Origin of the sequence: Amazonocrinis nigriterrae CENA67 (genome assembly GCF_016056305.1) — a bacterium.
Classification (GTDB): Bacteria; Cyanobacteriota; Cyanobacteriia; order Cyanobacteriales; family Nostocaceae; genus Amazonocrinis; species Amazonocrinis nigriterrae.
Map to the genome: position 1 here is coordinate 41582 of NZ_JAECZC010000007.1, position 24482 is coordinate 66063.

Here is a 24482-nt window from a genome sequence, read left to right on the forward strand (position 1 = left end):
TCCAAGGGTTTAGGGCTGGGGCTGGCGAGAAAATTTTGCCGCCTAATGGTATTACTCGTCAAAATACCATTAATCTCCTCTCTTACCTGCGGAATGTGGGCTAGATCCGTTATATTTATAGGTTATCAGTTGTGTTTCTACCAATTTGCAACATGATTGCGATAGATAAATTGCCCAAAAGCTTAGCCACTACATCTTTCACAATCACGCCACTTGGAATCGACGGCAAAACCCCAAGACCCAAGGAGAAAGGTAATCCCCCTGAAGACCAAAACTACTGTTAAAATCCAAATAATTTTTAGTTAATATTCCTACCCGACTCCTATGAGAGAAACTGTCCTAGAGGTTCGCAATCTACAAGTTGAATTTTCCGGTGATGACAGCATCGTTAAAGCCGTGGATGGTATTTCCTTTGAGCTAAAACGAGGTGAAACTCTAGGAATCGTCGGAGAATCGGGAAGTGGTAAATCAGTGGCTTCATTAGCTGTGATGGGTTTATTGCAGACTCCTGGTAGAGTTAGCGGTGGTGAAATTTGGTTTCGTCCTCAGGAGAATGGTACACCCATCAATTTGCTAAAGTTGCCGCCAGAACAAATGCAGCTATACCGAGGCGGCGACATCGCAATGATTTTTCAAGAACCGATGAGTTCACTCAATCCAGTGTATACCATCGGTTTTCAGCTAACTGAAGCGATTATGCGGCATCAAAATGTGTCAGCAAATGAAGCAAAAAGAATGGCGATCGCAGGTCTGCAAGAAGTTAAACTCCTACCTAGTGATGAATTAATACAACAGCAATATCTGGAAACTTGGCATCAAACTGAGCTAAATTCATCTAAACCAGACCAAGCCAAGTTAGCACAGTTGGTAAAGCAGCACAAAGAAGCCATACTGGAACGTTACCCTCATCAACTTTCTGGGGGACAGTTGCAACGGGTGATGATTGCAATGGCAATTTCTTGCAACCCATTGCTGTTAATTGCTGACGAACCAACCACAGCTTTAGACGTAACAGTACAGGCAACAATTATTGATTTGCTCAAGGAATTACAGCAAAGTCGTGATATGGGATTGATTTTTATCACCCACGACTTAGGACTAATTTCGGAAATTGCCGACCAAGTAGCGGTAATGTACAAAGGCAAAGTTGTAGAATACGGCGCATCTGAGCAAATTTTTTGCAATCCCCAGCATCCATACACTAAAGGCTTAATAGCTTGTCGCCCCACACTTAACCGCCGTCCCCACAAACTACTTACCGTTTCCGACTACATGAGTGCAGAAGAAACGGCAACAGGACAGCTAGTAATTCAAGCGAAAGAACCGCCACAACCACCGCAAGTAACAACCGAGGAATTATCTGCAAGATTGGCAACCCTCACCGAAAAGCCACCTCTGTTGCAAATCCAAGACCTGAAGGTTGGTTTCCCAGTGCGGAGCGCGTTTGGTGGTACAAAACGCTACAATATGGCGGTAAATGGTGTTTCCTTTGATGTGAAACCAGGGGAAACATTGGGTTTGGTAGGAGAATCTGGTTGCGGCAAAACCACCCTTGGCAGAACTTTGCTGCGATTAATCGAACCAATGAGTGGTCAGATTATCTTTGATGGGCAAGATATTACAAAACTCAAAGGAGAACCGTTGCAGAAATTGCGGCGGGAAATGCAAATAGTCTTCCAAAATCCTTTTAGTTCCCTTGATCCCCGGATGAAAATTGGGGATACAGTGATGGAACCGTTGTTGATTCACTCGGTTGGCAAGACGCAACGACAACGGCGAGAACGCGTTGCAGAACTTTTAGAAAAAGTGGGGTTGAGTGCAGATGCGATGAATCGCTATCCTCATCAGTTTTCTGGTGGTCAACGCCAGCGGGTTTGTATCGCTCGTTCCTTGGCATTAAATCCCAAATTCATTATTTGCGATGAATCGGTTTCAGCCCTAGATGTATCAGTACAGGCACAAGTATTGAATCTTTTAAAAGAATTACAGGATGATTTTCAGCTGACCTATATTTTCATTTCTCACGATTTAAGTGTAGTGAAATTTATGAGCGATCGCATTTTAGTCATGAATCGCGGCAAAATCGTCGAACAAGGCACAGCCGAAAGCATCTACCGCGAACCCAAAGAAGAATATACACAAAAATTAATTGCTTCAATTCCCACAGGTAGCCCCGAACGCGTGCGACATCGGCACTTAGAGGCAATGTAAATTCTTAAATCACAAGGTAAGCTCTACAAAAATCGCCAACCTGATGCTGCTTCTCAAACCTGCATAGGTGGGTTTTGTTTGGTGTAGCCGCGAATTCATCTATTCGCCAATGCTTTTTTATAGTGATTTTCGGTTGGGTGCAGTACAGTTGTGACCTCTCTCCAAACCTCTCTCCTACAAGGAGAGAGGCTTTGAGTTCTACTCCCCTTCCCTTGTAGGGAAGGGGTTGGGGGTTAGGTCTGTATTCAACTCAACTGCAAACTGTTATAAATGCAATTATCAAATTTATAAGATATACTAAATATATGATAAAAGTCTTGCTGCCCTTTTGGTCGTAACAGCAAGTAGGCTCGTTGCCTCATTACAGGGGTCGTAACAACGAGAAATATCTAACACTGCATAAAAAGGACAATGAAAATGCCAGCAAACTTAGTGAATAAAGGATCAACAAATGTCGAAGTCTCGCCTAGAGAAGAACTCGTCATACTCGCGCTTTACAGCAAAGAACTTTATGGGCTACAAATTCCACAGGCTATGGAAGAGGCTAGCGGCGGTCAGCGTCAAATGGGGATTGGCACTCTTTACCCTGTTCTCCATTCTCTGGAAAAGAAAGGGCTTGTTGAATCCCGTTGGGGAGATGAAGGACGAGAAGAAAGAGGCGGTGCAAGGCGACGCTATTACAAACTCACAGGTAGTGGTGTTGCCACCCTTGAAGCCATCCAAGCTTTTCGCTCCAACCTCCTCACCTGGCAGCCTAGTTAGTGGAACAGTAGGTATTGAACTCGAAGATAACGACTGGGAAATAACTATTAGAGAGATTCAACTTAGGATATACAGCCTCAAGCGCATCGCATCTTTGAAATCAAACGAAGTTATCGAAGTTGCGGAAGAGTTGATAGCTCAGGAAGAGGTGGATAACTTAGAACAATTAGTAGAAAATCTAGAGAAGGTTTCAAAGCTCAACAAAAGATTACGCAAGTATAAAAAGTCTGAGCCTGCCGAAACATGGGTTAGCAGATGGATAGCTTCTCCTATTGCCTACCTATTCCCTGAAGAACGACGAGAAGAATGGTTAGGGGATTTATACGAAGTAAATCAGGAGATGCTGCACAAAGGTTATCCTCGTTGGCAGGTTAACCTTAATAATTTTTTGAAAACACTCATCTTAATAATATCTGCTTTAAAAATCAAGCTGTCAGATTTCTTCTCACTGGGTAAGGTTAAAAGTGAGTAAAGGAGATTGTATGAATAGTAGCCATATATACTGTCTGTACTCATCTCCCCCGCTCCCCTGCTCCCCTGCTCCCCATCTCCCCATCTCCCCATCTCCCCTACAGCGGCAAGCAAATTGTAAAAGTTGCCCCCTGATTTGCTACACTGCTAGCTGTAATGGTGCCTTGATGAGCTTCTACAATTCGTTTAGCGATCGCTAACCCTAAACCATTGCCATTGCCTTTACGGGAGGGGTCTGTGGTATAAAATTGCTCAAAAATATGAGGTAAATCGCTTTCGTGGATGCCTTGTCCTTGGTCTCGAATTTCCAGAACTGCTTGTTTTCCTTGTTTATACCCAGAAATAAAAACTTGAGAATTAGGTGCTGAATGTTTGATGGCATTATCTAGCACATTTAAAATTGCCTGGAGTAGCCTCTCTGGGTCGCCCTCAATTGCTAGGTCAACCACATTTACTTGCACGGATATACCCAAGGCTTGCATTCGGGGTTCTGTAGCATTAACAGCACGATGAATTAGCCCACGTATTGAGACCATCTGCTGTTCAAGTTGAGTAACTCCCGCTTCCAAGCGTCCTAAATCGAGCAAATCATGAATTAATTGCGATAAGCGTTTGATTTCGTTGGAGATAGTTTGAAAAAAGCGATCGCGTAATTGTGGTTCTTCGTAAGCTCCACTTTTAAGTGCGTCTATGGTGACTTGCACATTACTGATAGGGGTGCGGAGTTCGTGAGAGACATTTGCCAGAAAAACCCTGCGTTCTTGATCTAGGGAAGCCAACCGTTCACTCATACGGTTGAGTTCTGCTGCTAACTGATCTAACTCATTGTTCTCATGGAATAGCAGTATATCACCAAAATGACCACTACCCAAGCGAATTGCAAAGTTTCGCATCACTTCAATCGGTTTTGAGAGACTGCGAGCCAGACGAGTGCTAATGAGCGCACATATCAAGATGATCATCGCCAACGTACCCAAAACACTCCAAATCACTTTGGTAAACTGACGCTGCACTTGCTCTAGAGTAATCGACATTCGCAGCACACCCAGTAATTGACCATCACGCGAAATTGGTCTAGCGATGTACAGACGATCTTCGGTTGAGAAAAGTCCTTTTGTAATACCCTGTACCGGACGATTTTGCAGTGCTTCCCACACTCCAGGAACCTTGTACCAGTCTGTAACCTGTTTATCCCGTGGGTCAGAAGTAGCTAAAAGACGACCTTGTTGATTAAAAATGCGAAGTGTTATAGTTTGCGGTGCGCCATACCGCTTCACTAGCACCTCTACGCGTTGCAGATTTTTTACTTGCAATGCATCTGCTGCACTTTCACTTAAAGCAGTTGTCCAGTTCTCCAAATCTACTTGTCGTGTCTGCATGAAATAAGCATAGAAAGACCACAGAATGTAGCTGGCCATGAGAGAAGTTCCCAAGGTTGTCAGCAACAAATAAGTAGCTAAAAGCTTGGCATGAATGGTATTCAATTTGACACGAGGTAACCAGCCCTTCATGAAGGCTGATCCCCAGAACGACGACGCAATACTGCTTTTATGCGTGCCAGCAGTTCACGAGTGTTAAATGGCTTGGTAACATAATCATCAGCTCCCGCTTCCAAGCCCCAAATTTTATCAATATCCTGGTCTTTGGCTGTCAGCATGACAATAGGAACATCAGAAAATGCGCGAATTCGCCAACAGACTTCCATACCACTAACCTCTGGCAGCATAATGTCTAGTAAAATTACATCAGGTACTTGCTTGTGGAATTGTTTAATAGCATTATGCCCATCATTTGCCGTTGTCACCGTGTAGCCTTCTTTTTGCAAGGTGTAGGTGAGGCTTTCGCATAAAGGTACTTCATCATCCACTAGTAAGACGTGCGGCATTTGCAATTTTCGTTAATGGTTAATTCTAGCCTGACAAGCTGTGTGTTTTCTGACATCCTTCTGAAGGTACAACTATAAGGAACGAGAGTGCTGAAAGAGCGATAAGTGGTTAACTATAGCTTCAGTAGTCTGATATTAATAGTTCGTCAGCTATTAATCCAACGTGCGCCTCCGTTGAAGACTCACGTTAATCCAGAACAATTGAATTTTTTTATACTTTTTATACCTCAGTCATCAATAGTTTATCCCGGATTTCTCACCACATCTCTCAAAGCCTTTTGCTCTTGAGCAAGGGAGCAGAGGAGGGTTCAAGTACAAGTTCTTTCCCCTCTGCCCCTCTGCACCTCTGCACCTCAAGCTTGTGAGAAATGCGGGTTTATCTACTTTAAGTTGTACATTTCAAAGCAATATTGTATTAATTATTTTTCAATAAATTGTAGATAATAATTTACAATTATTGGTATTTATATAGACAAAATCACTTGAATTATGTCTGTAAAACTTAGCAAAAACTAATTATTGCTATCAAAATTTCATAGAAACTTTAATTTAATTTTGATAGCAATAATGTAATAATTTAAAAGTCCAATATACTTCTAGTCTACCAATTAAAACAATGAGTAAAATAGTCATTCGTGACTTAAGTCCTATTGATATTGAAACATTTTTGGACGAGCTAACTCCAGCGCAAACAGAGACTGTATTGGGGGGTAGTATTCCCTATGTTTATATCACTAATATTACTGACAGTGTAAGCATAAATAGTTCAGGAAGTAATACAGTTGAAGCCGCGGGTATAAATTCAGTTAGCTACCACGACAATAAGATTAACACTACCGACTATTCCAGGACAAATTACAACAGATTTTATAGTTATTAATCGTTGATGTGGTTGTGTAACAAAAACTGATAGATTTGTTCTTGGTGTAAGAAAGCAGCTATAAAGCCTATAATGTAATAGTTATGGCATATAGACTTTCTGAGAATGAAATAGTTTTTGAGGCTTCAATCGCATCAATTCCAAAGCTAAATCTTTGCAAAACTTCTTTCATGCCAACTAACTCTAGCAATCTTACTTGATTTGTAAAATCTTGCCTATCGGCTGTTGACTGTTAACTGTTGGCTATTAACTATTAACAGTCAACAACCATGCTTTTTTCCTAGCTGACAAAGCCTGACCAACAAACCTGACCCAGAAAGAGAATGGCTAAAATAGTAATTTCTGACTTACATCATACTGATGTAGGGTCATTTATACACGCTCTGACTAAAGTACAAATGGAGACTGTAATAGGGGGTTATACCATTTCTGTAATCAACATTAACGGTGGCGTAAATAACACTGAAAATACATATTATGAAGGTTCAAATTGGTACAACTTCCAGGATAATAAAATTTATACCATAGACTATTCAAGGTCTAATTATAATTGGTTCTATCTTTAGCTATTGGTAATTGATGTCTTAGAATCGTCTGAAGTTATAGATAGAGTTGATAACGATGTACCAGAGAAGGTATCAAACAGTAAAAACTATAATATTACTATGTAAATTCTCTGGGTATCAAGTAGTTTTTGAGGTTTTAATCACATCAATTACAAGGCTAAATATAGGCGAAATTATCGAATGACAATTGTACTGAATTAAATTTGTACAACTGTTTATTCTTTGCTCTAAAAACCCTGAACCACAAAATCAAACAATGGCTAAAATAATAATTTCAGATTTATATCCTGTTGATGCAAGTACATGTTTGCAGGAATTAACATCAGTAGAAATGGATACAGTTTTAGGAGGTTATGATCCCTCATTAGCGAATCTTATGGATATTGGAAATAAGCTTGCAAAAGCATATACTCTATTTAGTCTAGGTAACAACAAGATTTTTAGCGTTGATTTGTCAGGATTAACTATCAATTTAATATCCTTACCTTGATAGTCTAATTATTTGCTAATACATAGCAGACGAACTTATACTATTGAACTTAATTACTGATACAAATTGTTTCATACCATTTTGGATTTTAGATTTTAGATTTTGGTGAGTCCACTTGCCGTCTTGGTGTTAGCGTAGCGGTAGCAAGCTTGCGAGCGTCACCCGGAAGGGCTTGTTGCCAGATGGCAAAGTAGCGTTAGCGCAGCGGTAGCGTTAGCGCAGCGGTAGCGAGGAACGAGCGTCGGAACGAGCGTCGGAACGAGCGTCGGAACGAGCGTCACCCGAAGGGATTGTGAAACTCAGTAGGGGCGGGTTCACCCAGATCATCATTCATAGTTGATAATATTTCTAAACCCGCCCCTACTAGTCTTCCATCTGTCGCAATCATTTTTCAAATTGGTATCACCTCTGCTCTCTTGCTCCTCTCGTTCCCTACAGCTTATTTGTATCAACATTAAACTCAAATGGTATTAGCTGTTAGCTTTGATATTACAAGTAAAAATTTCCAAAAATTCAGTAGGTTAGTGAAAATAAACATGACTATGTTAGGAAACTTAAATATGCCTGAAACCTTACTACAGGCAATTTAGAATCTTCACTAGTTAACTTTATTCGCACTGACCTACTTATTTAAAAAGTTGTCGTTTTGGTAATAGACCAAAATTTATAGCAATGAGTTTGTCTAACCAGCGATGGGGCAATGCTAAAGGAATAATCCAATTAGGAATAGGATTAGGAACAATTGCATATCGTGCTTTTGGATTTTGAGTTTCAAACACTTTCTTGATAAATTTTCCAATTACCTCAGAAGAGTAACCTTGCTTACCCATATGAGTAAAGTATTTTTGAAATGCCTGTATCGGTTTTGCATATTCTGTTGTAGCATATCGACTGATATTTTGAGCAGATTCGTTATCCCAAATGGGTGTATTCACTGCACCTGGAGCTATGATAATCACATCAATTCCATGAAGTTGTAATTCTCGCCGTAAGCTGTGAGACATTCCCTCAATTGCATGTTTACTACTAGCATAAGCACCAATGAACGGAGCTGCAATCCTTCCACCAACAGAACTAATATTAATGATTCTTCCAGGTTTTGATGTTGGTGATTTTCTGAATTTTAGCAATGGTAAAAATGTTTGAATCACTGCAATTTGAGCAATCACATTGACTTCAAATTGCCAACGAATCTCATCCAAAGATTGATAAATCAGTGGGCCACTAGTGGCAATTCCAGCATTATTGATTAGCCCAGCCAATTCCTTTCCCTCTAACATTAATGTTACCTGTTGAGCCGCTTGGAGTAAAGCATTTGAGTCAGTAATATCGAACAATAATGGAATAAAGTTAGAACCAATTTCAGCTTTTAAACGTTGAGCATCCTGATGTTTACGGATGCTACCGAATACCTGATAACCCTGATTAGCAAATACTTTCGCTGTCCCATATCCAATTCCAGAAGAGACACCTGTGATCAAAATAGCGTCCATATTAACCTCTGCACTGAGTAGGCGATTGAGTCAATGACACTATAAACTATGGACTATACTCCAGAGTCAAGGTATAAGAATGCTAATTAGTGAACTGGCAAAAAAATCTGGTCTTCGAGTTGATACGATTCGTTTTTATGAAAAGAAAGGCTTGATTGACTCTGAGCTAATTAGCCGTAGAAACAACAATTACAGAGATTATTCAGAAGTTAGCTTGGAAAGGTTAACTTTAATTCAACAAGCCAAACGTTTGGGATTCACTCTCAGAGAAATTCAGGAATGGATTAAGGACTTTGAAAGCGATCAACTTACTGTTGAGCAAAAACGGAGTATTCTTAGTCATAAGCTTGAACAAATTGATGAGCGAATAGATGAACTAAATAAGATGAAGATTTATCTGTTGGCAAAATTGGATCGCTTATGTTGATGAGAAACGATTGTACTCAACCAACACCTCCTTTCCTGTTCCCTGTTCCCTTTGTTTTTTAAAACTTAAGAAACATATTTAGCGATTTCTGCAACTAACGAGGAACTGGTTGGTTCGATTCGCAATAAGCAGGCATATTATCAGCAAGGTTTAAGGGCTATTTGCACACAGACAAAACCCGCACAGGCTGGTTTAAAATTCTTGATTTTGTGTTATTCCGCATAGGTGGACTTCGTTTGTGTGCAAGATGAACCGCGAATTCTATTCGCCAAGGCTGTAAATTAATTCCCTGCAAGACTAATGAGCAAGCCTACAAGAACAATTACAGTAATCAGAATATACATACTATCTCGCTGTCGCATAAAAGCTAATAATGAAAAAGCGACTCTAGCAACAGGAGTAATGATTAATAATAGTAATCCTAATTGGATGATGCCACAACGACGACCTGAAAAAGCTGCTGTTGCTACTCCTAAGGTAAATTCTAGAATATTCAAGCGATCGCACCTTAGCTATTAAGGACAAATGGATTATCTAGAAGCTTGATGACAACGCATGTATCATACAATAAATTGAAATTAGCTAGCCAAATAAATGCTTACTAGTTCCTTATTTTGTCTTTTGAATTTTGAAAGCTATCTTACTACTGCCATCCAGATGTAACTAAAACTGAATGCCCAGATTTTTCAACTAGGTTACTATTCATTTACTACTCAAAATCAGCTATGAAGGCTTATTGGTAAAGTAGGTGGTAATTTTAAAACAGTCTGCACTCATCTAGACAGGACAAGGCTTTTGCGGTATTGTATTGTTCCTGCTACTCATCTGCTACTCAAAGTCGGCATAAAAATCTCAGTTTGACGAGATCGAAAACGCGATCGCGCTACTCAAATGCTACTCATTTTTATTCAATCCCAGCTTGTTCGGCTCATGCCGAACCATCGCCGTGAATTTTCGCATCTCGTCCCAAGTGCGAGCGCTGATATCCAGTTTTTTAGTAGTGTGCTGATTTGCATGTCGGCTGCAAGAGCGGATTTCAATATAAGCCGCGATCGCGCTAAGAACAATTTCGATCTTATCGTCTGTATTGCCGTGTAACACGGCATTCCCGGCATCAATCAACCGAGCGCAGCGCATAACCTCATCTGCGATCGCCTCCGGTACACGGATAACCTTTGTCTTTCCACTTTGCCAACTGCTACCACTGTCCCAGGTTGTTGAAGTTACGCCACCTCTATTCATACAAAACCCTCGTATTGCCTTGTTACACGGCAATATAACAATTTTGATGATAAAAGGCGATCGCGTTTGAAACTAGCTTGACCGTAAAATGTGACAAAAAAGGAATTTTGACTCATGAAATGCGTATTATGTAATTCCGATACTTGGCTAGATGATGACTTGCACAGGTCTTGGTGTAAAAACAATCATTGCCGAAATTCTTGGGGCGGTGATAGAGAAAGAATGAGAGATTTTGGATTGGAAATTGAACGTATGCGAAGAGAACGAGAAGATGGATACTCGGATATCTATGACATTGATGAACGCTTAATCTGAGATAAAAAAAAGGAATTTTGACTCATGAGTAAAACATCACCGGGGGATGATTTTGTACAAAATCAAGCAGCGATCGCTGACCGATTTCGTACAGAATCACCCCCCGGTGTACCCCTATTTTTTATTGGCAGCAGCCCAAGCCAAGCCTCCACTATCCTCAGTCCCGACTATCCAGCCGCAGGAGTAATGGTGAGTGTCAATACTTTGCGCGATCGCAAATCGGATTTTGTGGTGGGTGACTGGATTCTCGACAGTGGCGCATTTACTGAGGTGGCACGGTACGGCGGTTACAGGCATGGTGTTGAGCAATATTATTGGCAGATTAAACGTTGGTCAGGGTGTGGCAATCTACTGATTGCAATAGCCCAAGACTGGATGTGTGAATCCTTCGTCCTTCAACGTACTGGGTTAACAGTTGCAGAACACCAGCGATTGACAGTTGAGCGCTACGACCAGTTAGTAAAACTCAAACCAACTGTTAGGATTATGCCTGTACTTCAGGGATATCGAGTCTCTGATTACATCAAGCATTTGGATGATTACGGTACTCGTTTGGCTCCTGGCGCGTGGGTTGGTGTTGGTTCAGTTTGTCGGCGTAATGGCAACCCAGAAGAAGTAGCAGATATTCTCAGGACAATTAAACTTATTCGTCCTGACCTCCAGTTGCACGGCTTTGGACTAAAAATATTAGCTTTGGAAAATGCCGAGGTTCGTTCGCTGCTTTATTCAACTGACTCAATGGCATGGAGCTACCCCCGTAGATTTCAACCAAACCCTGAACCAGAAATCCCAATGGCTCACAATTATCAGCAGCGCATCTATGCGGCGGTGACTGATTCTGTACAAAAACGAGTACCGCCGACAGCAGGCGCGGGAAACGGGCAGGGTAGGAAACCCAAATGGGAAACCAAGACTGGATCTGTGCGACTTCCAGAGAAGTATATTCCTCGCGTGGTTCAATTGTGCCGACAGTGGGAAGCTGAGGAAGATTTACTAGAGTGAATCCCCACAGGGTAATACACTGTAGCGTGGTATTACGGGTTGCGATCGCAATCCCAAGTGATCTCATAATTTAGATTTCGCAATTCAAAATAGGCTTTGAGAAAAGAGGCAATCTTGTCCTGGGGATGATTGTCGTCATCTAGCAGCAGTTGATCACCCTCATCATTCCAGTAGGGGTCAAGCTTTACCGCTTCCAAAACTCGACCCAACACACATAACTCTATCTCATCGCCAGTGATACCAAAACCATCTGAATAACGGTAAACATTCATGGTAAATCCCCCGACGGTAGTACCCGTGTAAAGTCGATGTAATACTCTGCTTATTGTCTTTCTGGATCTAAGCTAATCCGCTGCCTCACTATAAATCCGCTTTGCTCGTGTAAATATCTTTGAAGATCATTTACATCATTGTTGACTTTTTCAAGTTCTTCTTTTGTCCTTTCCCATTTATGCTCTGTCCTCTCTTTGGCTCCATTGAAGCCAAGCAGTACTGCATCTTTATGATTCATGAAATCTTGCTGGTGAATACTAAAGCTTTTATCTAGGCTTGAAAAATCCTTTTGTAACTGCTTGAATTCTTCAATCAAAGTACTGTGAGAAGCTAAATCTTTTCTCAAGTTTTTAATATCGTTTCCAATTCCGTTAAAACGAGTAACTATTTTAGCACCCGCAGCGAACAAGCTAATTATCCCTAATAAGCTTGTAATAATAATACCGAAAGTTTCAAGAGAAATGCTAACAGTTGTTTGAGGAGGATTAGAGTTAGTTGCTATTACTTCTATTCTGTATGTGCTGGTCATTTTAATCAGTTGGGTCATCAAGATTATCAACAAACAATGCCGTATCAACCTTCACCCGTACAGTAAATTCATATTCTGGTGCTGAGGGAGTACCTGTAAGCTGTTGAGAGACAAATTGAATGGGTGGTAAATCTGCACTTGCTCTATCTTCATTTACCTGAGCAGTTAATTCTGCAAGGGCTTGCAAAAACCTAACAACTCCCTTAACGCAAGAGGCATTAAGAGCGAGATTACTACCGCTTTCTGTAACAGCACTAAAATTAAGCTTTACTTGATTATTTCCGACAAATTCAATTGAACCAGCGGGTAATTTTTCAGCCAATGCTGTGTAACTTAATGAAGTAGTCATAAATTATTAATCTTGAATTCAATTGTTTCTAATTTTGAGCGGACTGCATTAATTAAATCTTCTGTTGTATCGCTTTGTGTTCCACGGTATTCCCAAACCCCCAAAGTCACCTCTTGAATCCAAGGTAATGCCTCAAACCGCAAGCGGTAAGAATTAGTAAGTTGAGGAAAAATTACCAACTCAATTGCATTGAGTTTGATTAATCGGCGGGTGCTATCTACCTGTGTTGAGGGAATCTGCCCTAAACCCTCAAACACCACAGTGTCATCAATTTTGATTCCATCTATTTGTTGATAGAAGTAACCCGCCCGAATCCAAGTGGGCTTAGCATTTATCCAGGATGCAGCTACCACAAAAATGTGTTGTTCGGTCAGATAGGGCAGTTCAACGGGGTCAATGAGAGGAGCGCGAATACGGCGATTTTGAGGATTGCCTACAAGCTTTTGATAATAGGTCAATTCCCACGCCCCAACCGCCGTTAAATCAAGCTGAAGTGTCATGCTGTAAATACTGGGATAGTCCAGCAAGACTCGGCTAACTCGAACACGTCAAAGCCTTGCCCGTCAAGTAAATCCAGGAAAGTATCTGTCTCTAACGTGCCATTGAGTAAATCACTAGTTGCTTTTGCGCGTTCCATCATCAGACTAACTTCTTCATCCAGGTCAATATCAATTTGACCTGGATACCAAATAATCGGGGTAGAAATATCAAACGTCATACACCACTTGCAGCGTAAGGATAATCTTCCGGTTCAAACCAGATTCGCCCGTAAGCACCGCCGAGTTGAGTTTTCTTTGCTGTAATCACTCCCGTAACCTTAGCTTTGAGATTAGCAGGAGCATCAGCAGTAATTGGCGCGCTGTAATTGTATTGAGCATTACTGTCACGAGTTCCCTTGCCGTAGCGGATGTACGGACGGTTACTACCTTTGGCGCGAACTAATTGAGGAGTGGCATCGGCAACCATTGCAAGGAGTTTAGCTGGCTGAAATCCTTTAGGAGCAGATGGATCTGTGGCAGCGTCTGCCAGCCCCAAAGCTCCAACCCCCCCGAAAAATGCCACCCCTTCTTTTGAGGCTTGGACAGTAAAAGCAGCATCAGCTTCCGCCAATGGTGAAAGAACGGCATATTTGACACCAATCTTTGGACGGCGTTGTGTTGCCGCTCCAGCTTCTCTTGCTGGAGGATTATAGTTTGCTCGTGCCTGGGCGTATTGCAATTGTTTTTGAAGTTCAGCGACGGTCTTACGTCTTCCCATATGTATTGAGGTAATGAGATGAGTGATTTGTAATACCTCAGTTCTAACAAGCGTTTTGAGTCATTACTCTCAAACGGATAATCTAAGACTGTCCGTCAAATTTTTGCCATAACTGTGCCTAAACTCGCTCTATTACACTTCTCAGACGAGTTCCACTTGTGGCTACAAGGTTGACAGGATTTTGCTTGCCCCAAATCAGAAGTTGAGCATGTCGGAACTTAACTGGTGCTTGCCGCCTGCGGGCGAATTTTTTGACCGTACGCCCATATACCCGATGAGTACCTGGATTGGTTGAGTAGACACGATCATTGTCGATATATTGGATAAAGTCACGGTCAAAGGGGTGTTCTTGAATCTCTAGAACTGCCCTAATAATTCTTTCTCCTTCGGCTTTATTTGGTACTAAAAGATTTAGTTTATATCCTCGTTCGCTATCGGTATATGTACATTTAAAGTGTCCTTTGTGCCAGACAAAAGGAGGTGTAGCAAAGACATTTTTGATTTGTCTTGCGATTCTTTCTGCGTCAGTTCTACTAATAGTTTCGCTTGTCTCGTGCATTAGCCTAAAAGTTATTTCTCCTTCGGTTTGAGGTGTATCATCATTATGAATTTCAAAATTATAAGGTTCTAAAAAATAAAGTTTAATTTGTGGTTTAAAAGTGCGGTCTGGTTGAAATTCTGCCACAGGAACACCGTAAACTGGACGCTGTAAAGCTTGAGCGTGTCCACAAGTGATTTCAAACAGCCACATTCTCATTAATGTCATTGTGGAAGTGTCAGAGTCTTTCATGATGCAAGAATGTTTCAACCTGCGTTTAGGAGTAGAGACATCATCGTCAGGTTGATTTTTAAAATAAGCTTTGACAGCTTTATTGTGTTCAAGTCGTACAATATCTTGTAGATTTTCCCATTCATCAAAATTTGGTGGTAATGGCATTACTCGTCTGCCTCCTTATCCTCATCTGAAATAGCCAAACCAGTAGCGCTAACTAATTTGGAAGCATCAAACCCAGCTTTGACTTGAGCCGCTTCTGGGGGAGTAGTACCTTGTTTGCTGTTTGGTTCCTGCCCCAAAGCCTTGAAGAATTCATCTTTTTGTTGTCCTATTTGAGTGACTGTTTCTTGAACACTCAATACTTCACTAGCAACCTGATCTACTTGAGAAACGACATTTTCAACATTTTCTAAGGTGGTAAAAAACTTGTTTTGAAAATTGGGTGTAGGATTCATCCACCTATAAGCTGATTCTCCTACCTCACCCCACTTTCTTAGAGCATTACCGATAACTGCTACCCAACTACCAACAACTTCTAATGCACTGAGAATTGAATAGCCAATTGACTGAAGAGAGTTTAATAAATTAGCTGCTGCTTGGTAGATTCGATTCCATTTCTTCCATTCGGCTTTAATACCGTTCCACTCTTGTACACCAAAAATAGTTTTCCCAAAAGCATCAACTTGACCGCCAAATATTTCACCGATATCAAGGGGGCTGCCTTCAGCATCTTTGATGCCAATGACTGCTAATAAATTAGAAATTGTTGAAAATAATGTCTGTCCTAAATTAGAACTGAGCATATAGGCATTATGAAGAGTCTGCCACCAGATGAGGATGTTGAGCGCTCGATCTAAGTGCAACCAATTGGCGAGCCGGGAAAGCTTGCCCCCAATACCACCAGGCAGTTGATCACCAAGTCTATTGAGTATTTCCTGCTGTCCTGTGAGTAGCGCACCAGTGCCGGCAGTGTCTAAACCTTGAAGAATATTATTAGCAGCATTATTTGTATTGTTATTGATGTTGTTACTTTGGTCATTCAAAGCTCTATTCATACATCCGCCTGGCTGAGTAGACCGACACACGCCTGTGGTGGTTGCTCGTTCAATGTCGCCAGGCGTAGGGATATTTCTGATTACATTATCAGCCGCCTTGCCCACAACAAGCGGGATACCTGCAATTGTAGGGATAATTGAGTCTAGTTTTGCATCTATCCCCCCTAGCTTTTTATTTGCTTCTTCGTTCACTTTTTCCTGTTCCTTAATTTTTGTGTTTGTTTGATTAAGTGAGTTAGAAATTTTATCTAAATCACGTCTATTCTGTTCTTGAAAACGTTGAAACCTTTCATCGGCTGATTTGGTACTTAAATCTTTAAAATCAGCTAATTTTTTATCGAAGTCTTTACCTAGGTCTGAAATCTTTAAATCCCTGACTCCTAGTGCCTCATTATTCTGTTTGGTAAACTCTGCAAAACGTTGACTGGCATCAAGATTACTTTGACGTTGAAAGTTTTGTAAATCCTGATTAAATTTTTTACCTAAATCTGAGATTTTTAAATCCTGAACGCCAAGTGATTTCTTGTTGTCCTCTACTAATTTATTAAATTGGTTATCAAGGTTTTTTTGTAGTGGTGATAAATCCGGTACACCTTTATTACGTGCTTCATTTATTGCTGCATCAGCCTTTGCATTTGCAGTAGAGGCAACTTTGCCCACATTAGAAACACCACCGATAAGGGTAGGGATAACGTTCTGAATCCCTGTTAGTTGGGCAAGTAAACCATTAATTTGCGCCCGTAAACCATTTACCTCTTGAGCAGTACTGGATTTAATGCTATTAGCAATTGTGTTAATGTCAGGTGTTTTGATATTGCTTAACTTCGCTTCTAATAATTTGTTGTTAGCTTGCAATGTCCCAATAGCATTTCTTTGATTATTAATTTCAGCACTAGCGGCTTTTACTTCTGCTTGTGATTGCAATAAACCTCTTTGAATGTTTGCAATTGTTGAATTTATCTGCTGCTGAAACCCTTGCCCAATACTTGATAGGGTTTGATTAACTTTAGCTTGAATAGTTGCAATCTGTGTTTCTAATTTTGCCCTCCCTGCCCGTGTTTCATACAAAGCATCGTTTCCTATTTTTCTGGCTTCTGCTATTTTTTCTTCTAATATCTTCCTTCCTGCTCGTATCTCGTATAATGCCTCGTTCGCATTTTTACGAATTGGTACTAATTGCCTCTCTACTCCATTAATTCTTAATTCATTAGTTTTAACTGCTTCCTGTATGCCTGGCAGTATTTTCTTAATAGCTTCAGCTTTCAAGCTTGCATTAACAGCAAGTGTTTGAGTCTTGCTCAATTCAATGTTGAGTTTTTCGGAGCTTTCGATATTAAAACTGTTAATTTTATCTTGCAAAACAGCGATTATTGCTGTGATAGCAGCTACACCCCCGACAGCTAACAATGCTGCTAAACTTCCTCCAGACTTAGCTGCTTTTTCTGCATTATCCTTACCAGGAACTTTTTTAAAAAGATTATCTAAAGTTTTTTTGGCATCTTCTACCTTTTTTTTAACTGGATTAAACTGCTTTTCTAGGTCTTTGGTACTTTGAGTTGCAGTCTTAACACCTTTCTTGATTTGGTCTATTTCAGCATATTTAGATTTAAGCTGTTTAGCAGCCTTAAAACCATCAGCGTAATATTTTAATTCTCTAGACAATGCGGTCAATTCCTTAAGAGCCGCTTGCCCTGATATCGTAGTAGGTGGAACCATTAACCCCCCTTAAAAAAGCTGCTGATTGTGTTTACTGTTTGTTGAATGTCTTTAAAAAGTTGTTCAATGCTATTGCAGTAACTTTCTAACCTTTTGACTCTTGCTTCTAATCCTGAGTTACTACTATTGTTTTTGTTGTCGCAACAAGCTTGCTGTTTTTTTTCTAAATCTCTAAATCTTGCATTCTGTCGATCGATTGCAGCGTTTAATTGTCTTAATGCTGCGTCTATATCCTTGCAAGGTTCGCTCATTTTTTACCTAACTTAGATGCTAAATTTCTGATTTTATCGGCGGTATCAACGCATGGAATGCAGCAATAGCCAGGGTATTTATCATGGTTGCATTTGTGATATCCGCTCGGACATCCATTACCACAAGCTACTTCATACTTTGGTGGAGAATCTGCTTGTTTCTCCTCTTGAAATAATTGATTGCCGTTAATATCAGAAATGGTTATTCGATATTTAGTTGTAGGGTCTGGTGTGAATTGAATGTCTAAATACTGAATTGCTCCAGCACTAACTGAGCCATCTTGATATATAAGCCTGTTCGTGCCACTAGTTCTAATTTCCCTGGTATTGATTGTTACAGGCGATTCTGTTGATGTTCCTCTGTAGGTCAATGGATTCCCCGGCGGCAGAGTCTTTGTATCATAAGTTCTCATTGACCAAGTACCCATATTAGAATCACCTGTGATATTCACAGATGAAATATCTACTTGAACAGGAACTTTACTAGATTCATATTTCTTTTTATCTTCTCCAGTCCATTGCCAGATAATAGTAGCTTTGTCATCATTAGCAGAGCAATAAATAGTCACTAAAATCCCCCTTGGAGTGTTCCGTAAAGTTCGATTTCTCCTAAAGTAAGAATGTTGTCGCTACTGCTCGACACTCCCATTTGTAGTATCCTAAAGAGTCTATAAAACGTGCTAGAAGTGACCGAAAGTGAGAACCATTGAGAAGCGACAACAGACTGATTAGTCTTGCTGTCTAAATCAGTCCAATTAGAATCATCATTGCTTCCTTGAAACTTCCAGTTCTTAATTAAATTTGCATTGAATTGTCTAGCACGGATTGAGTAATAGCTAGGCTTGAGTTTCCTTTGTTTTAGGTCTATTTTCAACCAGGAGTTAGCAATATTCTGGCTGGCAAATCCGTTACCATCTACGCGATTCACTAATTGGCTCACATCACTGTTACTAGCTGATCCGTCATAATATGAACTGCCTGTTATTCCCACAAGTCCAGCAGTGTAAGGGTTCAACCAGCCGCTACCCGTTCCATAAGTACCAAGCCAGTAAAAAATACCATTAGCGTCACCATTGGATGAGTAAGTAAAAGTATTTTGAGCAACTGAACCAGCGCAGTAAGTTTTAATTGTACTGACTTTGATTTTTCTAGTAGTTCCTGTTTCTGCATCCCATCCAAGAATTAAATCTTCATCAGTTAAACTTGTTAATTCTGGGTATCCGTTAATCTTCATAGACATCAAACTCTTGAATTATTAAGGTATCGGCAAAGTAATCAATCTGGTTTCTTTTTTTGAAATACTTTTCCTCCCATTCAAAAACCTTCAGCAATTCATAATAATCATCTTGGCTATATTCAATTGGGTAGTTGTTTTCATCGGTGATGAGATTATTATTTTCATCCGTCAGCGTTCCCTCGAAATTCTCTAAAGATTTCAAGAGGATTGCTGTCAATAAAGATTCGGCAGTGTTATCGCTGCGAGGAGTTAATACAGAAAGGTCAGACTTCTGAATAACCAAAGTCTGACTATCTTGAATTGCATTAACCCCAAACAATTGTTGTAGGGTTAGCTGCATAATTAATAATCGTCTGGGTCTATTCCAGTACTTCCGTAAACTTTATCTAACTCAATTGCAATTGTTCGCCGCTCATATCTAGTTGATACGCCGTTGATGGTTCGATTAGTAACAGTCAATCCTTCTTCTAAATTAATAGCTATTGATTGATCAGCATTATTATCCCGATTATCTTCTGTTAAAGTTACTGCTGCCTTTTTAGCAATTCCAGCAAGCAAGCTTTCTGCTGTATTGTTGGCGCTAGCGGTCAATCCTGGTAAATCTGCTTTAACAATAGTTAGCGTTGTTGCGGTTTGGGTTGCACCCGCACCAAAGACATCAGTGAGTGTTGGTTCTGCCATCGAAGTGAATTATTAATAGTTTCTAAATTCAGTCATAATTCACAGCTTGAATTGTGTAAATGTTCTACTTTTATGTAAAACAAGAACATTTACTGAGCCGATAAAACACTACAGACACAGCATTGTAGAGATTCTTCTGATATCAGGGCGAAAAGATGTACCTGTTTAACCGCCTGGAGGGGTTAAACAAGAACTTTCACGCGCTAAATAATCACCAATTTCAGCAATTTCCCTATGTACTGGTGGATGTAATCTTATACAAATCTTTAAGTTTTAGCTCACAAGACGAAGGCCGGATAAAGGGGAAAGCTGAAACTGTCCTATTCATTAAGACTGTCAAGCTTAAATTCGTCGTCTGCTCGGACGCGAAGTTGTTCGCCCGTGGGAGCTTCAAATACGTACCAACATTCAACAGGTGGATTTGGTATTTTGACTAGTCGGCAGTTGTTGACCCAAATGTAATCATCATCAGCCAGTTGTCTAACTTGGTAGCGCCGCTTAGGTAAGAGCAGCGCCTTATTTTGCCAGCGGGTGATTTCCTCACGGGCGATCGCCTCAACTTCGGGCTTGCCTTTACCCACATGTCCTTGCCTTGTGCGTTTCTTGCCATCTGCAAATTCGTACTCAATCTGAACTTGCAGCCGATTATCTTCTCGATATCTCAAAGAAGTGGCTGTGGCAACAGAGCGACCCAATGGGCCATCAACAATTATGTCAAATGGTTGAGGTAGAGGTAGCCCCGTCCGCGGACATTCTAACTTAGTTTGTTTTGCCGTTGAATTTTCAGCACAGAAGGGGAACTGTCTGTTGGGAGTTGGCTGATCAAGGTGATCAGGCTGATCACCTTGATCAGCGGCTTGATCAGCGGCTTGATCAGCGCCATAATCGTTATGTGGTAAGTCATTCGGGCGACGCTGATCAAGCTGATCATCATTTTCACTAATTTTTTTTGGCAGTGCCGATTTTTTTTCCGAATTTTTTGAGGTAGGTTGATCAGCGTCGCCTGTGTTGCTTTTAGGGCAAGCATCCCGTCGCTGATCACTGACGCTGATCAACCGCTGATCAAGTTTTTTTATACTTTCTGATTGTTCTGCTTCAAAGTCAGCATTATCAAAGGTTTCGGGGTTGTCTTGACGCTGATCACTGAGCAGTAAACGCTGATCACTTAACTGGGCGTGATTTTGATTACATGAATCTGTACTGTGATCACTATTTTCGTAGCTGAGATAATGAAGATTGGCTTTGCTGGGTCGCCGCTGCACACTGATTAACCCGTCTATAGCCAAGCTATTCAAAGTTCCCCGGCAACTATTGTGATTAATGCCTAACTCGTGAGCGATTTCGATAGCTTCGTATTTGATGTTTCGGTGGTGGTAGAAGAAATCCAGAATTTTACCCCTGGTAGATAACTCGGCTGGGCTTCCTTGAATGTCATCTTCGCCCAGGAATAAGAAGCTTAGATCTTCTTGGTTAAAGACAAGGCGATATTTTTTCCCTGATGAACGTGACCGCGATTTATCAATTTCTAAAATTCTGTCGTTGGGTGTGGCAGTGTTGCTGCTATCCTTGGTGAGCTTCCATACTTCACTGACTGAGTTCCTAATTGCGGTTGTGCCTCTGCTTTCTCCTGATTTGTTGGCATGGTGAATTAGAACAAAAGTTGTATCATAATGTGTCGCCAGTCCGGTTAGTTCTAAAATGGGTCTTGCGTATTCCATATCACCTTCCTTGTGGAAGGAAAAGCGATTTAGAAATGTCAAAGAATCCATAACTACAAGATGCGGTTTGAATTCGTTTAAGTCGCTAATCAAAATTGGTAATTGCTCAAAGTTCCAGCGAAATCTGACTCGAACATATGACTGCAATTCATCTTGTGTATAGCCCATAGTCTCTAGGGCTTCATACATATCTGATTCTTGCTCATCTCCTTGGTAATAAAGTATTCTTCTCTTTTCTCCTGTGCTGATAAAATCTCCCCAGTTACTACCTTGGATAATATTTTTAGCCAATCTGTAGACTAATTTGGTTTTACCAACCCCGCCATCAGCATAAAGTAATACCGTTGTTCGTTTGGGTAACAAGCCATTCATTAACCATTCACGAACTGAGGTTTTAGCAGCTTGTTGTAGCTCTTCGTAGGTCATCAATTTGCTACATTGATCGGTTAGTGACTTGGTGTAAATTCTTTCAAGTGCGCTAGGCGACAATGCACTTTCTTGAGCAAGACCAAGCAACAGGTACTCCCGATATGCTGGGTCTGGTACTGTTGTGTGAATTAATTTCAAATGTGTTAGAAGCCTATCGTACCTGGCTTTTTGTAGTTCTTCTTTGGTTTTTACTGATGTTAAGCCTGTAATTGATTGAACTTTGTCTGCGAGTTTTAAAACTATCTCAGGCAGTTCTATCTCTGTCTCATAACCAAGACGCTTAATGTCGTCGCCAGTCTTTATTATGTCTCGCCTTACCGCTTTTTCGATTATTAAGGTTGCTAGTGAATCAATGTTGATGCTGCTAATGGTGCTATCAACAACACTGGCTAATTTATTTCTACCTCCAATCCGTGCAAGAATACCGTGGTCTGATAGCCAGCTAGTAACTCTTAGAAGGTCGGTTGATTCATTTTTTTTGCAAAGTCTAAGGCAGGCTTGATAAATGTCTCTGTGTGCGCTGACATAGAAATGCTCTGGTTTTAATCTGTCTTTAATTCGATAGATAGCCTCAGAATCTAATAAAATAGCGCCTAATACTGCTTCCTCCGCTTCTATATCAAACGGCGGCAATTTGTCCTCAATGGAATTGAATTTCACATTATCTGAGGGGAATTGATAGATACCTTGTGTCATGATTCCCCCTCGTTTATTGCTGTCAAAAAGAGAATTGGAGTGTTAGAATTAGTACATGAGTTAAACGCTTTCAAAAAGCGTTTTAAGCAGTTATTATTCATAGACAAATAGTTTTTGTGAGTTCTCCAGTTCCTCGACTGGAGTTTTTTTTGATGGTGAACAAATTAAAACAAGCTATCAGCTTTAAGCGGATAGAAGGGTGTTAAACAACTGGTGTTAGCCAAAGATTAGCTTCAGCCATGCGGCGACGACGTAAACCGGCTTCTACTGCGGTGCCTGGGTTGCGGTAAAGGCAAAAAGTCTCGGTCACGTATTTGTGGTCATACCAGCGATCTGGGTTTTTGAGTAAGCCGCTGATGGAACCGAAGCCTTGACGGTTATAGAAGTTTGCTCCCAGGTTATATCCGAAACTAAGGATTGCTCCTTGCTGGTTTTGGGTGAGGTCTTCCCAACTGGGGATTTTTTGCAGTGGGGGTAGGTAGTGGTTTTCTAACTGGATGATGAGTAGTTGGTCGGCTTCTTCTTGGGTGATTTTGTCGCCCAGGTTCCAGTCGCTGCCGTTGAGCCGCTTAGTGCTGCCCCAACCGATGGTGATGGGTTTGGCGTTGGTGAGGGGGTCGGGGTATGCGTGAAGGATGCATCCCTCAAATTGTTTGATTAGTTTTAGTCCTGGTTTTGGTAGTGTCATTTGTCTGTTGTGGGTTGTGGGTTGTGGGTTGGTAGTGCATCTGTTTTTATTTCAAAGCGCCGTTCTGCTCTGAGTTTGAGTTGATTCATCATGGTGGTTTCCTTAAATGCTTCAGGTAGTGCATGAAGCAGATCCGCCGCTAGCAGTGTTGCTTGGTGGTGCATTAGCTGAGGAATTTCGCCGTTGAGCCAGTCGATAAGTAGCGCTAAGGCACGTCCTGCTTCCAGTGAAGCTTCCTCTAGTGGGTCAGCAGCTATGATTTCATGTTTGGTCATTGGTATGTCAGTTGAGGTTAATTCGCGCAGTCTCATCCAAACTTTAGGGAGGGATTGACCTGTTTGCGTGATGGTTGGTGGCGTTTCGCCGACCTGCGCTGTTGTTTCGCCTAATTCCCAAATGTAAAGGGGTTTGCCTTTCAATTTCGGGAAAGCGTCCTCTGTGTAATAGCAGGGTTGGTTAAATTGTTGGTGTTTAAGGGCTTCGTCTCTGTTCATGGTTGGTTTTGATGTTGGTTGGCGCGATCGCTCTCCTCACTCCTGGCGCGATCGCAAAATAAAACGGCTGCTAACTTTGGATTGGTCAGCAACCGTTGCAACTCTTTGATAGGAGTTAGCGACGCCGATCGCGTTCCAAGTCGTAAATCACTTTTTCTAGATACCAGTTGTCAGACTTGCCTGGGTGATTCCGTCGCTGTTGCCTCAGCAGTCGTTTGGCTGTCGCTGTGTCACCCTGTAGCATTCCTAGTAGCTGGTGTTGCAGATGTCTGTTTCTAGGGTCGGTGCGGTATGAGTGAGAAGTTTTCCCGCGTAGCTTTGGTGGAGAATTTGTTAGCTTCTGTTGAATAGAAGTAGTTAAGTAAGTGGGCAGGAAAATTCCTAAATACGTAACGAAAAGTTAACCAAAGTGATTGCGGTTAAATTTAATACGTTGGGTACTATAGTTTCCTCTTTCCCCTCTGGTTTGAACACCATCCATTACGGCATAAGCAAGGTCTAGCTCATCGTCAAACATTTTAGAAGCTAATTCGTCTTTTTTGAGGTGTTGCCATTCCAATTCAATTGGGTTCATTTGAGAACAATATTTA

Annotated in this window: 30 protein-coding genes; 7 read left to right on the forward strand and 23 right to left on the reverse strand. The window is 41.0% G+C overall.

What is annotated here, in order from left to right; all coding sequences use genetic code 11:
• The first annotated feature begins 324 nt into the window (after positions 1-324).
• From I8748_RS05395 to I8748_RS05405, 3 genes are all read left to right on the forward strand, one after another.
• Positions 325-2211 carry an ABC transporter ATP-binding protein gene (locus tag I8748_RS05395; protein WP_198123631.1) on the forward strand — a complete coding sequence of 629 codons (1887 nt, stop codon included), beginning with the start codon at positions 325-327 and terminating at the stop codon, positions 2209-2211.
• A gap of 417 nt (positions 2212-2628) precedes the next feature.
• A complete protein-coding gene (locus I8748_RS05400; RefSeq protein ID WP_225896323.1) occupies positions 2629-2973 on the forward strand; it encodes a PadR family transcriptional regulator in 345 nt (114 codons plus the stop codon).
• Positions 2921-3445: a hypothetical protein gene (locus I8748_RS05405; protein WP_198123633.1), complete on the forward strand. Its 525-nt coding sequence runs from the start codon at positions 2921-2923 to the stop codon at positions 3443-3445. The genes I8748_RS05400 and I8748_RS05405 overlap by 53 nt, the downstream gene beginning before the upstream one ends.
• A gap of 97 nt (positions 3446-3542) precedes the next feature.
• On the opposite strand, the gene I8748_RS05410 is transcribed toward I8748_RS05405, so the two are convergent.
• Both I8748_RS05410 and I8748_RS05415 read right to left on the reverse strand, forming a co-directional pair.
• Positions 3543-4955: an ATP-binding protein gene (locus tag I8748_RS05410; RefSeq protein ID WP_198123634.1), complete on the reverse strand. Its 1413-nt coding sequence runs from the start codon at positions 4953-4955 to the stop codon at positions 3543-3545.
• Entirely contained in the window at positions 4952-5329 is a 378-nt protein-coding gene (locus I8748_RS05415; protein ID WP_198123635.1) for a response regulator transcription factor, read from the reverse strand. Before I8748_RS05415 ends, I8748_RS05410 begins: the two co-directional genes overlap by 4 nt.
• 1702 nt (positions 5330-7031) lie before the next feature.
• Between I8748_RS05415 and I8748_RS05420 the strand changes: the two genes are divergently transcribed.
• A complete protein-coding gene (locus I8748_RS05420) occupies positions 7032-7265 on the forward strand; it encodes a hypothetical protein (RefSeq protein ID WP_198123636.1) in 234 nt (77 codons plus the stop codon).
• A gap of 626 nt (positions 7266-7891) precedes the next feature.
• Here the strand turns inward: I8748_RS05420 and I8748_RS05425 are convergent.
• On the reverse strand, positions 7892-8758 hold the full coding sequence (locus tag I8748_RS05425; protein WP_198123637.1) for an SDR family oxidoreductase: 867 nt from the start codon (positions 8756-8758) through the stop codon (positions 7892-7894).
• Positions 8759-8837: 79 nt separating this feature from the next.
• On the opposite strand from I8748_RS05425, the gene I8748_RS05430 reads away from it, so the two are divergent.
• Positions 8838-9185, forward strand: coding sequence for a MerR family transcriptional regulator (locus tag I8748_RS05430; protein WP_198123638.1), 348 nt, complete (start codon positions 8838-8840; stop codon positions 9183-9185).
• Positions 9186-9466: 281 nt separating this feature from the next.
• Here I8748_RS05430 and I8748_RS05435 read toward each other — a convergent pair whose 3' ends face one another.
• Both I8748_RS05435 and I8748_RS05440 read right to left on the reverse strand, forming a co-directional pair.
• A complete protein-coding gene (locus I8748_RS05435) occupies positions 9467-9682 on the reverse strand; it encodes a DUF1634 domain-containing protein (RefSeq protein WP_198123639.1) in 216 nt (71 codons plus the stop codon).
• Between the two features lie 397 nt (positions 9683-10079).
• On the reverse strand, positions 10080-10460 hold the full coding sequence (locus I8748_RS05440) for a hypothetical protein (RefSeq protein WP_198123640.1): 381 nt from the start codon (positions 10458-10460) through the stop codon (positions 10080-10082).
• Positions 10461-10541: 81 nt separating this feature from the next.
• On the opposite strand from I8748_RS05440, the gene I8748_RS05445 reads away from it, so the two are divergent.
• A complete protein-coding gene (locus I8748_RS05445; protein ID WP_198123641.1) occupies positions 10542-10742 on the forward strand; it encodes a hypothetical protein in 201 nt (66 codons plus the stop codon).
• Positions 10743-10766: 24 nt separating this feature from the next.
• Positions 10767-11744 (forward strand): deazapurine DNA modification protein DpdA family protein, encoded by a 978-nt coding sequence (locus I8748_RS05450; RefSeq protein ID WP_198123642.1) that lies wholly within the window; start codon positions 10767-10769, stop codon positions 11742-11744.
• A gap of 32 nt (positions 11745-11776) precedes the next feature.
• Here I8748_RS05450 and I8748_RS05455 read toward each other — a convergent pair whose 3' ends face one another.
• The 18 genes from I8748_RS05455 to I8748_RS05540 all read right to left on the reverse strand — a co-directional run.
• On the reverse strand, positions 11777-12016 hold the full coding sequence (locus tag I8748_RS05455) for a hypothetical protein (RefSeq protein WP_198123643.1): 240 nt from the start codon (positions 12014-12016) through the stop codon (positions 11777-11779).
• A gap of 50 nt (positions 12017-12066) precedes the next feature.
• On the reverse strand, positions 12067-12564 hold the full coding sequence (locus I8748_RS05460) for a hypothetical protein (protein WP_198123644.1): 498 nt from the start codon (positions 12562-12564) through the stop codon (positions 12067-12069).
• Entirely contained in the window at positions 12548-12895 is a 348-nt protein-coding gene (locus tag I8748_RS05465; RefSeq protein WP_198123645.1) for a hypothetical protein, read from the reverse strand. Before I8748_RS05465 ends, I8748_RS05460 begins: the two co-directional genes overlap by 17 nt.
• The gene (locus tag I8748_RS05470; protein WP_198123646.1) at positions 12892-13395 is read right to left on the reverse strand and encodes a hypothetical protein; all 504 of its coding nucleotides are present in this window, start codon (positions 13393-13395) and stop codon (positions 12892-12894) included. Before I8748_RS05470 ends, I8748_RS05465 begins: the two co-directional genes overlap by 4 nt.
• Complete coding sequence (locus I8748_RS05475; RefSeq protein WP_198123647.1) at positions 13392-13613, reverse strand: hypothetical protein; 222 nt, start codon at positions 13611-13613, stop codon at positions 13392-13394. Before I8748_RS05475 ends, I8748_RS05470 begins: the two co-directional genes overlap by 4 nt.
• Positions 13610-14152, reverse strand: coding sequence for a hypothetical protein (locus I8748_RS05480; protein ID WP_198123648.1), 543 nt, complete (start codon positions 14150-14152; stop codon positions 13610-13612). Before I8748_RS05480 ends, I8748_RS05475 begins: the two co-directional genes overlap by 4 nt.
• A 118-nt stretch (positions 14153-14270) precedes the next feature.
• A complete protein-coding gene (locus I8748_RS05485; protein ID WP_198123649.1) occupies positions 14271-15089 on the reverse strand; it encodes a hypothetical protein in 819 nt (272 codons plus the stop codon).
• Entirely contained in the window at positions 15089-17698 is a 2610-nt protein-coding gene (locus I8748_RS05490) for a hypothetical protein (RefSeq protein ID WP_198123650.1), read from the reverse strand. Before I8748_RS05490 ends, I8748_RS05485 begins: the two co-directional genes overlap by 1 nt.
• Positions 17698-17949, reverse strand: a complete 252-nt coding sequence (locus I8748_RS05495; protein ID WP_198123651.1) for a hypothetical protein — start codon at positions 17947-17949, stop codon at positions 17698-17700. Before I8748_RS05495 ends, I8748_RS05490 begins: the two co-directional genes overlap by 1 nt.
• Positions 17946-18518, reverse strand: a complete 573-nt coding sequence (locus tag I8748_RS05500) for a hypothetical protein (protein WP_198123652.1) — start codon at positions 18516-18518, stop codon at positions 17946-17948. Before I8748_RS05500 ends, I8748_RS05495 begins: the two co-directional genes overlap by 4 nt.
• On the reverse strand, positions 18518-19183 hold the full coding sequence (locus I8748_RS05505; protein ID WP_198123653.1) for a hypothetical protein: 666 nt from the start codon (positions 19181-19183) through the stop codon (positions 18518-18520). Before I8748_RS05505 ends, I8748_RS05500 begins: the two co-directional genes overlap by 1 nt.
• Positions 19173-19526 (reverse strand): hypothetical protein, encoded by a 354-nt coding sequence (locus I8748_RS05510; RefSeq protein ID WP_198123654.1) that lies wholly within the window; start codon positions 19524-19526, stop codon positions 19173-19175. The genes I8748_RS05505 and I8748_RS05510 overlap by 11 nt, the downstream gene beginning before the upstream one ends.
• A 2-nt stretch (positions 19527-19528) precedes the next feature.
• The gene (locus tag I8748_RS05515; RefSeq protein WP_198123655.1) at positions 19529-19867 is read right to left on the reverse strand and encodes a hypothetical protein; all 339 of its coding nucleotides are present in this window, start codon (positions 19865-19867) and stop codon (positions 19529-19531) included.
• Between the two features lie 320 nt (positions 19868-20187).
• Positions 20188-22710, reverse strand: coding sequence for a DnaB-like helicase N-terminal domain-containing protein (locus I8748_RS05520; RefSeq protein WP_198123656.1), 2523 nt, complete (start codon positions 22708-22710; stop codon positions 20188-20190).
• Positions 22711-22912: 202 nt separating this feature from the next.
• A complete protein-coding gene (locus tag I8748_RS05525; RefSeq protein WP_198123657.1) occupies positions 22913-23398 on the reverse strand; it encodes a lysozyme in 486 nt (161 codons plus the stop codon).
• Complete coding sequence (locus tag I8748_RS05530) at positions 23395-23892, reverse strand: hypothetical protein (RefSeq protein ID WP_198123658.1); 498 nt, start codon at positions 23890-23892, stop codon at positions 23395-23397. Before I8748_RS05530 ends, I8748_RS05525 begins: the two co-directional genes overlap by 4 nt.
• A 115-nt stretch (positions 23893-24007) precedes the next feature.
• Positions 24008-24136 carry a hypothetical protein gene (locus I8748_RS35610; RefSeq protein ID WP_263975720.1) on the reverse strand — a complete coding sequence of 43 codons (129 nt, stop codon included), beginning with the start codon at positions 24134-24136 and terminating at the stop codon, positions 24008-24010.
• A gap of 156 nt (positions 24137-24292) precedes the next feature.
• A partial coding sequence (locus tag I8748_RS05540) for a hypothetical protein (protein ID WP_214662438.1) occupies positions 24293-24482 on the reverse strand: 190 nt, incomplete at its 5' end.

Excerpts from the sequence above, each read along its gene's own strand:
- I8748_RS05520 (WP_198123656.1), bottom strand. The coding sequence starts at position 22,710 with ATGACACAAGGTATCTATCAATTCCCCTCAGATAATGTGAAATTCAAT.
- I8748_RS05425 (WP_198123637.1), bottom strand. The coding sequence starts at position 8,758 with ATGGACGCTATTTTGATCACAGGTGTCTCTTCTGGAATTGGATATGGG.
- I8748_RS05490 (WP_198123650.1), bottom strand. The coding sequence starts at position 17,698 with ATGGTTCCACCTACTACGATATCAGGGCAAGCGGCTCTTAAGGAATTG.
- I8748_RS05530 (WP_198123658.1), bottom strand. The coding sequence starts at position 23,892 with ATGAACAGAGACGAAGCCCTTAAACACCAACAATTTAACCAACCCTGC.
- I8748_RS05505 (WP_198123653.1), bottom strand. The coding sequence starts at position 19,183 with ATGAAGATTAACGGATACCCAGAATTAACAAGTTTAACTGATGAAGAT.
- I8748_RS05515 (WP_198123655.1), bottom strand. The coding sequence starts at position 19,867 with ATGGCAGAACCAACACTCACTGATGTCTTTGGTGCGGGTGCAACCCAA.
- I8748_RS35610 (WP_263975720.1), bottom strand. The coding sequence starts at position 24,136 with ATGCTACAGGGTGACACAGCGACAGCCAAACGACTGCTGAGGCAACAG.
- I8748_RS05410 (WP_198123634.1), bottom strand. The coding sequence starts at position 4,955 with ATGAAGGGCTGGTTACCTCGTGTCAAATTGAATACCATTCATGCCAAG.
- I8748_RS05450 (WP_198123642.1), top strand. The coding sequence starts at position 10,767 with ATGAGTAAAACATCACCGGGGGATGATTTTGTACAAAATCAAGCAGCG.
- I8748_RS05415 (WP_198123635.1), bottom strand. The coding sequence starts at position 5,329 with ATGCCGCACGTCTTACTAGTGGATGATGAAGTACCTTTATGCGAAAGC.
- I8748_RS05485 (WP_198123649.1), bottom strand. The coding sequence starts at position 15,089 with ATGCCATTACCACCAAATTTTGATGAATGGGAAAATCTACAAGATATT.
- I8748_RS05445 (WP_198123641.1), top strand. The coding sequence starts at position 10,542 with ATGAAATGCGTATTATGTAATTCCGATACTTGGCTAGATGATGACTTG.
- I8748_RS05460 (WP_198123644.1), bottom strand. The coding sequence starts at position 12,564 with ATGACCCAACTGATTAAAATGACCAGCACATACAGAATAGAAGTAATA.
- I8748_RS05455 (WP_198123643.1), bottom strand. The coding sequence starts at position 12,016 with ATGAATGTTTACCGTTATTCAGATGGTTTTGGTATCACTGGCGATGAG.
- I8748_RS05475 (WP_198123647.1), bottom strand. The coding sequence starts at position 13,613 with ATGACGTTTGATATTTCTACCCCGATTATTTGGTATCCAGGTCAAATT.
- I8748_RS05420 (WP_198123636.1), top strand. The coding sequence starts at position 7,032 with ATGGCTAAAATAATAATTTCAGATTTATATCCTGTTGATGCAAGTACA.
- I8748_RS05480 (WP_198123648.1), bottom strand. The coding sequence starts at position 14,152 with ATGGGAAGACGTAAGACCGTCGCTGAACTTCAAAAACAATTGCAATAC.
- I8748_RS05510 (WP_198123654.1), bottom strand. The coding sequence starts at position 19,526 with ATGCAGCTAACCCTACAACAATTGTTTGGGGTTAATGCAATTCAAGAT.
- I8748_RS05395 (WP_198123631.1), top strand. The coding sequence starts at position 325 with ATGAGAGAAACTGTCCTAGAGGTTCGCAATCTACAAGTTGAATTTTCC.
- I8748_RS05525 (WP_198123657.1), bottom strand. The coding sequence starts at position 23,398 with ATGACACTACCAAAACCAGGACTAAAACTAATCAAACAATTTGAGGGA.
- I8748_RS05430 (WP_198123638.1), top strand. The coding sequence starts at position 8,838 with ATGCTAATTAGTGAACTGGCAAAAAAATCTGGTCTTCGAGTTGATACG.
- I8748_RS05400 (WP_225896323.1), top strand. The coding sequence starts at position 2,629 with ATGCCAGCAAACTTAGTGAATAAAGGATCAACAAATGTCGAAGTCTCG.
- I8748_RS05495 (WP_198123651.1), bottom strand. The coding sequence starts at position 17,949 with ATGAGCGAACCTTGCAAGGATATAGACGCAGCATTAAGACAATTAAAC.
- I8748_RS05465 (WP_198123645.1), bottom strand. The coding sequence starts at position 12,895 with ATGACTACTTCATTAAGTTACACAGCATTGGCTGAAAAATTACCCGCT.
- I8748_RS05470 (WP_198123646.1), bottom strand. The coding sequence starts at position 13,395 with ATGACACTTCAGCTTGATTTAACGGCGGTTGGGGCGTGGGAATTGACC.